This is a genomic window from Streptomyces sp. NPDC059900, from assembly GCF_050270335.1.
GTDB lineage: Bacteria > Actinomycetota > Actinomycetes > Streptomycetales > Streptomycetaceae > Streptomyces.
Window position 1 is genome coordinate 1 of the sequence record NZ_JBNNJZ010000643.1, and the last position, 4,290, is coordinate 4,290.

At 70.5% G+C, this 4,290-nt stretch carries 6 protein-coding genes; 2 read left to right on the top strand and 4 right to left on the bottom strand.

Annotation, left to right across the window (positions count from 1 at the left end; translation table 11 throughout):
- Positions 1-12 precede the first annotated feature (12 nt).
- From ACQKIP_RS41040 to ACQKIP_RS41055, 4 genes are all read right to left on the bottom strand, one after another.
- Positions 13-1,293 carry a lipase family protein gene (locus tag ACQKIP_RS41040; RefSeq protein ID WP_365864920.1) on the bottom strand — a complete coding sequence of 427 codons (1,281 nt, stop codon included), beginning with the start codon at positions 1,291-1,293 and terminating at the stop codon, positions 13-15.
- 130 nt (positions 1,294-1,423) lie between these two features.
- Entirely contained in the window at positions 1,424-1,909 is a 486-nt protein-coding gene (locus ACQKIP_RS41045; RefSeq protein ID WP_365864918.1) for a pyridoxamine 5'-phosphate oxidase family protein, read from the bottom strand.
- A 160-nt stretch (positions 1,910-2,069) separates the two neighbouring features.
- Entirely contained in the window at positions 2,070-2,504 is a 435-nt protein-coding gene (locus ACQKIP_RS41050; protein ID WP_365864917.1) for a YdeI/OmpD-associated family protein, read from the bottom strand.
- A gap of 119 nt (positions 2,505-2,623) precedes the next feature.
- Positions 2,624-3,037, bottom strand: a complete 414-nt coding sequence (locus ACQKIP_RS41055; protein WP_365864915.1) for a VOC family protein — start codon at positions 3,035-3,037, stop codon at positions 2,624-2,626.
- 126 nt (positions 3,038-3,163) lie between these two features.
- On the opposite strand from ACQKIP_RS41055, the gene ACQKIP_RS41060 reads away from it, so the two are divergent.
- Both ACQKIP_RS41060 and ACQKIP_RS41065 read left to right on the top strand, forming a co-directional pair.
- Complete coding sequence (locus ACQKIP_RS41060; RefSeq protein WP_365864913.1) at positions 3,164-4,036, top strand: sigma-70 family RNA polymerase sigma factor; 873 nt, start codon at positions 3,164-3,166, stop codon at positions 4,034-4,036.
- Positions 4,033-4,290: VOC family protein (locus tag ACQKIP_RS41065; RefSeq protein WP_427745349.1), on the top strand; the 258-nt coding region annotated here is incomplete at its 3' end. The genes ACQKIP_RS41060 and ACQKIP_RS41065, both read left to right, overlap by 4 nt.

A 4,290-nucleotide genomic window follows, 5' to 3' on the forward strand; every position in this document is an offset into this window, starting at 1 on the left:
GTTCCGGTGGGGCTAGGTACCGCAGTTGCCCGATGCGGGTTCGCCGGCGAAGCGGCGGCCCAGCCACTCGAGTGCCGGGCCGTTGCCCTGGATGGCCGTCCCCACATGGGACTGGCCGGCGAAGGACGTCCACTGCACGGCGTTGCCCTTCGCGCACCAGTCGGCCCGCAGCTTCTGTCCGACGGCATAGGGGATCGTCTCGTCCGCATCCCCGTGGTAGACGAACGTGGGCGCCGACGGGCGCACCGTGCCGATCAGCTGCTCGCCGATGGCCTTCTTCCAGGCCGGCCGCTCCAGCGGATTGGACGTCGTGACATCCTCGATCGTCTTGCCCCGCCCGGCCTCCAGGGCCGTACCGACGCACTCGGTGCGCACGATTCGGGCGAGCTTGCGGCCCTCGGCAGTGAGGTACTTGCCCAGCGCCAGCGACGGGCGGGCGGCGTTCTGGCCGACGGCGGACATCAGCAGGTATCCGGCGCTGTCCCCGCCCTCCAGCGAGTCGGCGACCTTGGCGAGATCGGCGGGAACGCCGCCGCTCGCCGTCCCCTTGACCTTCAGCTCGGGGGCGTAGGCGGCCGCCATCTCGGCGGCCTTCGCGCTGGCGCCGCCGCCCTGCGAGTAGCCCATGATGCCCACGGGCGCCTTCGCGCTGATGCCGTACTTCGCCGCCTGCGGGTGCCGCTGGGCGGCACGCGCCGCGTCCAGCACGGCGCTGCCCTGCGCCTTGGCGACCATGTAGGTGTGGTCGCCGGGGGTGCCAAGGCCCTCGTAGTCGGTGACGACGACGGCATAGCCCCGTACCAGCGCGGCGTTGACGAGCGGCGCCTCAGCCGTCGTGCCGCCCGGGAAACCGGCCGACGGCGCGCACTTGTCGCCCAGGCCGACCGTGCCGACGGCGTACGTGATCAGAGGGCGCGGGGTGGTCTTGCCGTCGTCGGGGACGATCACCGTGCCGGAGACCGTGTTGGGCCGTCCGTTCGCCGAGGTCGACCGATAGGTGATCTTCCAGGCCTTGGTGGGGGTCGGAACGCCCGGCGTGTACTGGAACGAGGACACCTTCGAGCTGAGGATCGCGCCGGGGGCCTTCTTCTTTCCCGGCTGCTTTCCCGTGTGCTTGCGCGGATGCTGGCCCGGGTGCTTGTCCGAGCCGTGCTTCGCGATGCCGGGGGCGTGGGCCGAGCGGGCGGCCGGGGCGTCCTCGCCCTGCGCCGCGGCGGACCCGGGCAGCCCGAGTACCGCCACCGCGAGCACGGTGCCCGCGGCCATTGAGCGTCTGCGTGAGGCTGACGTCATCAAGCTCTCCCAACTCTCCTGTGGGGTAGGGGGGTTGGAAAGCACCGTACTGACTCGTCAGTAATACAGCCATAGGCATGCAGCGGCCGAGAACGCGGCATGACGGCGGCTGCCGCGCGAGGAGACACGGTCAGCCCGCCTTCTTGGCGAGTTCGGCCAGGAAATGCGGCATCCGGCCGGCACCGAAGTCGTAGAACCGGGCCCACTGCGGCGTCAGCGCGATCCGCGCCATCCGGTCGTACATCGCCCGGCAGTTCCGCTCGAACTCGACCGCGTACTCGGCGTCGAAGTTCTTCCGCGCCGCCGCGAGGTACTCCGGAACCACCCCGTCCACGATGGTGAGGTCCACGACGCCGCGCACCGACAGATTCTTCGCCGAGCCGGGGCTGTCGCCCGCGTCGATGGTCAGCGCCACCTCGGGGCGGGCGGACAGCGCCCTCACCTTGGGGGCCGTGGCCGCGGTCGACATGACGATTTCCTCGCCGGTCCAGAAAATCCCGATCGGGATGACGCGGGGCAGCCCGTCGAGTCCGTTGTAGGCCAACCGCGCCATCGACGCCTGGCTCAACAGTTCGTCGGCGTCGGCCAGCTCCTGTGCGATCTGCTCGGGGTCCATGACTGGTCGTCCTCCACTGGTCGTGCGGCCTCTCGCGGCCGCTCTGCCCCCGGGACGGAGCCGCCGCCCTGTTCTCGACATCAGCGGCCGGATTCCTTCCCGCCACCCACAGCCAGCCTGCCGCGCGCGCCGGCTTCTGCGCGCTCCGCACTTGTCTGTCTCAGCCCCGCAAGGCGGCAATGACCTTCTCGATGCGCCGGCTGCGCGTCTCGGGTTTCTTCGCGCTCTCGATGGTGCGCACGTGCTCACGCTTGCGGCTGTCGGACAGCCCGTCGTAGGCGGCACGGGCGGCCGGGTCGCCCTTCAGCGCTCGGGCGAAATCCTCGGGTTCCACGACCACGCGCGGCTCGGTGTCCAGTTCCAGGCCGACGCTGACCTCGTCACCGATCGTGACGCCCGCGGCCTGCCGGTTGGCATTGCTCAGGCCGATCAGGTGCCGGCCGCGCATGATGGCGACCCGGCTCCTCCAGGAATGCCCGTTGACCGTGATCGTCACCGGTGGCCGGGCACCCCCGCCGAGCGCCTCCACCACCTCCGGTGGCACTTCCAGCCCGCGCATGGGCTCGGGTGGCTCGACGAACGTCCGAAACTTCATGATCTCTCTCCCGCCATCGCTCCCATTCTGCTCACCGAGGCCATCGCCGCGCACGGGACGACCGGGGGCTGGGGGCGCCCGGGCCGTCCCGTGCGGCGGTAGGCCGACGAGGCCTGCGACTACTCCGCGTAAGGCTGGTCAGCTCCCTGGGCGCTGTAGCCCAGACTCCAGATGTAGCCCTCCGGGTCGGCGAAGGTGCCGCCGTAACCGCCCCATGGCAGCTCTCCGGCCGGTTTGAGGATTTCGGCGCCGGCCTTGCGGGCCTCCGCCATGATGTCGTCGACCCGCTCCTGGCTGCGGACGACGTAGGTCAGCACCAGACCGCTGAAGCCGCTGCCCTCAGCCCCCGTGCCCACCTGTTGGGCCAGGCCCTCGCGGCCGTAGAAGCCGACGGGTGAGGCTCCGTCGGTCTCGAAGAACACCGAGACGCCGTAATCATTCTTGATTTTCCAGCCGAGTCCCTCGGTGTAGAACTGCTTGGCCCGGTCCATGTCCCGGACGCCGAGAAGGATGGAGCTGACGTGCGCTTTCATGCCTTTTCTCCCTGTGTTTCAGGTGTATCTGTGCCAGCGGCCCGCGCCGGGGCCGGCGCGGGTGTCACATCTGCGCGAGGCAGCCGGTCATACGTACTGACAGGACCGGACGGAGGAATGTGACAGATGGTGGAACAGGACTGGCTGAGCGAACGGTTCGCCGAGCACAAGGGCCGCTTGCACACAGTGGCCTACCGGATGCTCGGCTCCCCCAGCGACGCCGAGGATGCGGTGCAGGAGGCATGGCTGCGCGTCAGCCGCGCGGACACCGGCCAGGTGGAGAACCCGGCAGGCTGGCTGACCACCATCGTCGCCCGGGTCTGCCTGAACATGCTCGAGGCACGCAGAGCCCGGCGTGAGGACCCGGCAGGGGCGCTGCCGCCCGAGCCGACCGCGCCGCACCTACCCGCCCACCCGGGCGGCCAGGCCGGCCCCGAGGACCAGACACTGCTGGCCGACTCGGTGGGTGTCGCGCTGATGGTGGTCCTTGACACGCTGACTCCCGCCGAGCGGCTTGCGTTTGTCCTGCACGACATCTTCGCCGTGTCGTTCGCCGAGATCGGCACCAGCATCGACCGCTCCCCTGCGGCCGCCCGGCAACTCGCCAGCCGGGCCCGGCAGCGCATCCGGGGCGCGGCCGACGCCTCCGAAGCCGCGCGGTCCCGGAAGCGGGAGATCGTCGAAGCCTTTCTCGCCGCGGCGCGCAGCGCGGACTTCACCGCGCTGCTGGAGGTACTCGATCCGGACGCCGTGGCCATACAGATGCGCGGCTCCCACGAGGTTGCGGCCTTCTTCGCGGGCCGTGCCCAGGCGGCCCGGCTCGCCCTGGTCGACGGGGTTCCGGCGGCCGTCTGGTCGCACCGCGGGCAGCCGAAGGCCCTTTTCACGTTCACCGTCCGCGACGAGAAGATCACCCGCATCGCCGTCGACACCGACCCGGACCGGCTGAACGCCCTCGACGTCGTCTTCCTTTCCGCCCGGGACGGGGAGGCGCGTTGACCGGCACTGATCTCGAGATCGCCGGCTGCGCCCTGGCCGTCCATGACGTCGACGAGGCGCTCGCCTTCTACCGTGACGTCCTCGGCTTCGAAGCGCGCGATGACGTGGGTCCGCAGGGGAACCGGCGAGTCGGCGTCCGCTCGCCGGCACAGCCGGTCGTGCAGATCATCCTCGAAGCACCCGCCGAGAACCCCCTCATCCCACCGGCCGACCGGCAGGCGATCGAGGATCTGATGGGCCAGGGCCTCCTGAGC

What these genes read in the sequence shown, in the direction of transcription:
- ACQKIP_RS41060 (WP_365864913.1), top strand. Translation starts at nt 3,164, where the DNA reads ATGGTGGAACAGGACTGGCTGAGCGAACGGTTCGCCGAGCACAAGGGC.
- ACQKIP_RS41050 (WP_365864917.1), bottom strand. Translation starts at nt 2,504, where the DNA reads ATGAAGTTTCGGACGTTCGTCGAGCCACCCGAGCCCATGCGCGGGCTG.
- ACQKIP_RS41045 (WP_365864918.1), bottom strand. Translation starts at nt 1,909, where the DNA reads ATGGACCCCGAGCAGATCGCACAGGAGCTGGCCGACGCCGACGAACTG.
- ACQKIP_RS41040 (WP_365864920.1), bottom strand. Translation starts at nt 1,293, where the DNA reads ATGACGTCAGCCTCACGCAGACGCTCAATGGCCGCGGGCACCGTGCTC.
- ACQKIP_RS41055 (WP_365864915.1), bottom strand. Translation starts at nt 3,037, where the DNA reads ATGAAAGCGCACGTCAGCTCCATCCTTCTCGGCGTCCGGGACATGGAC.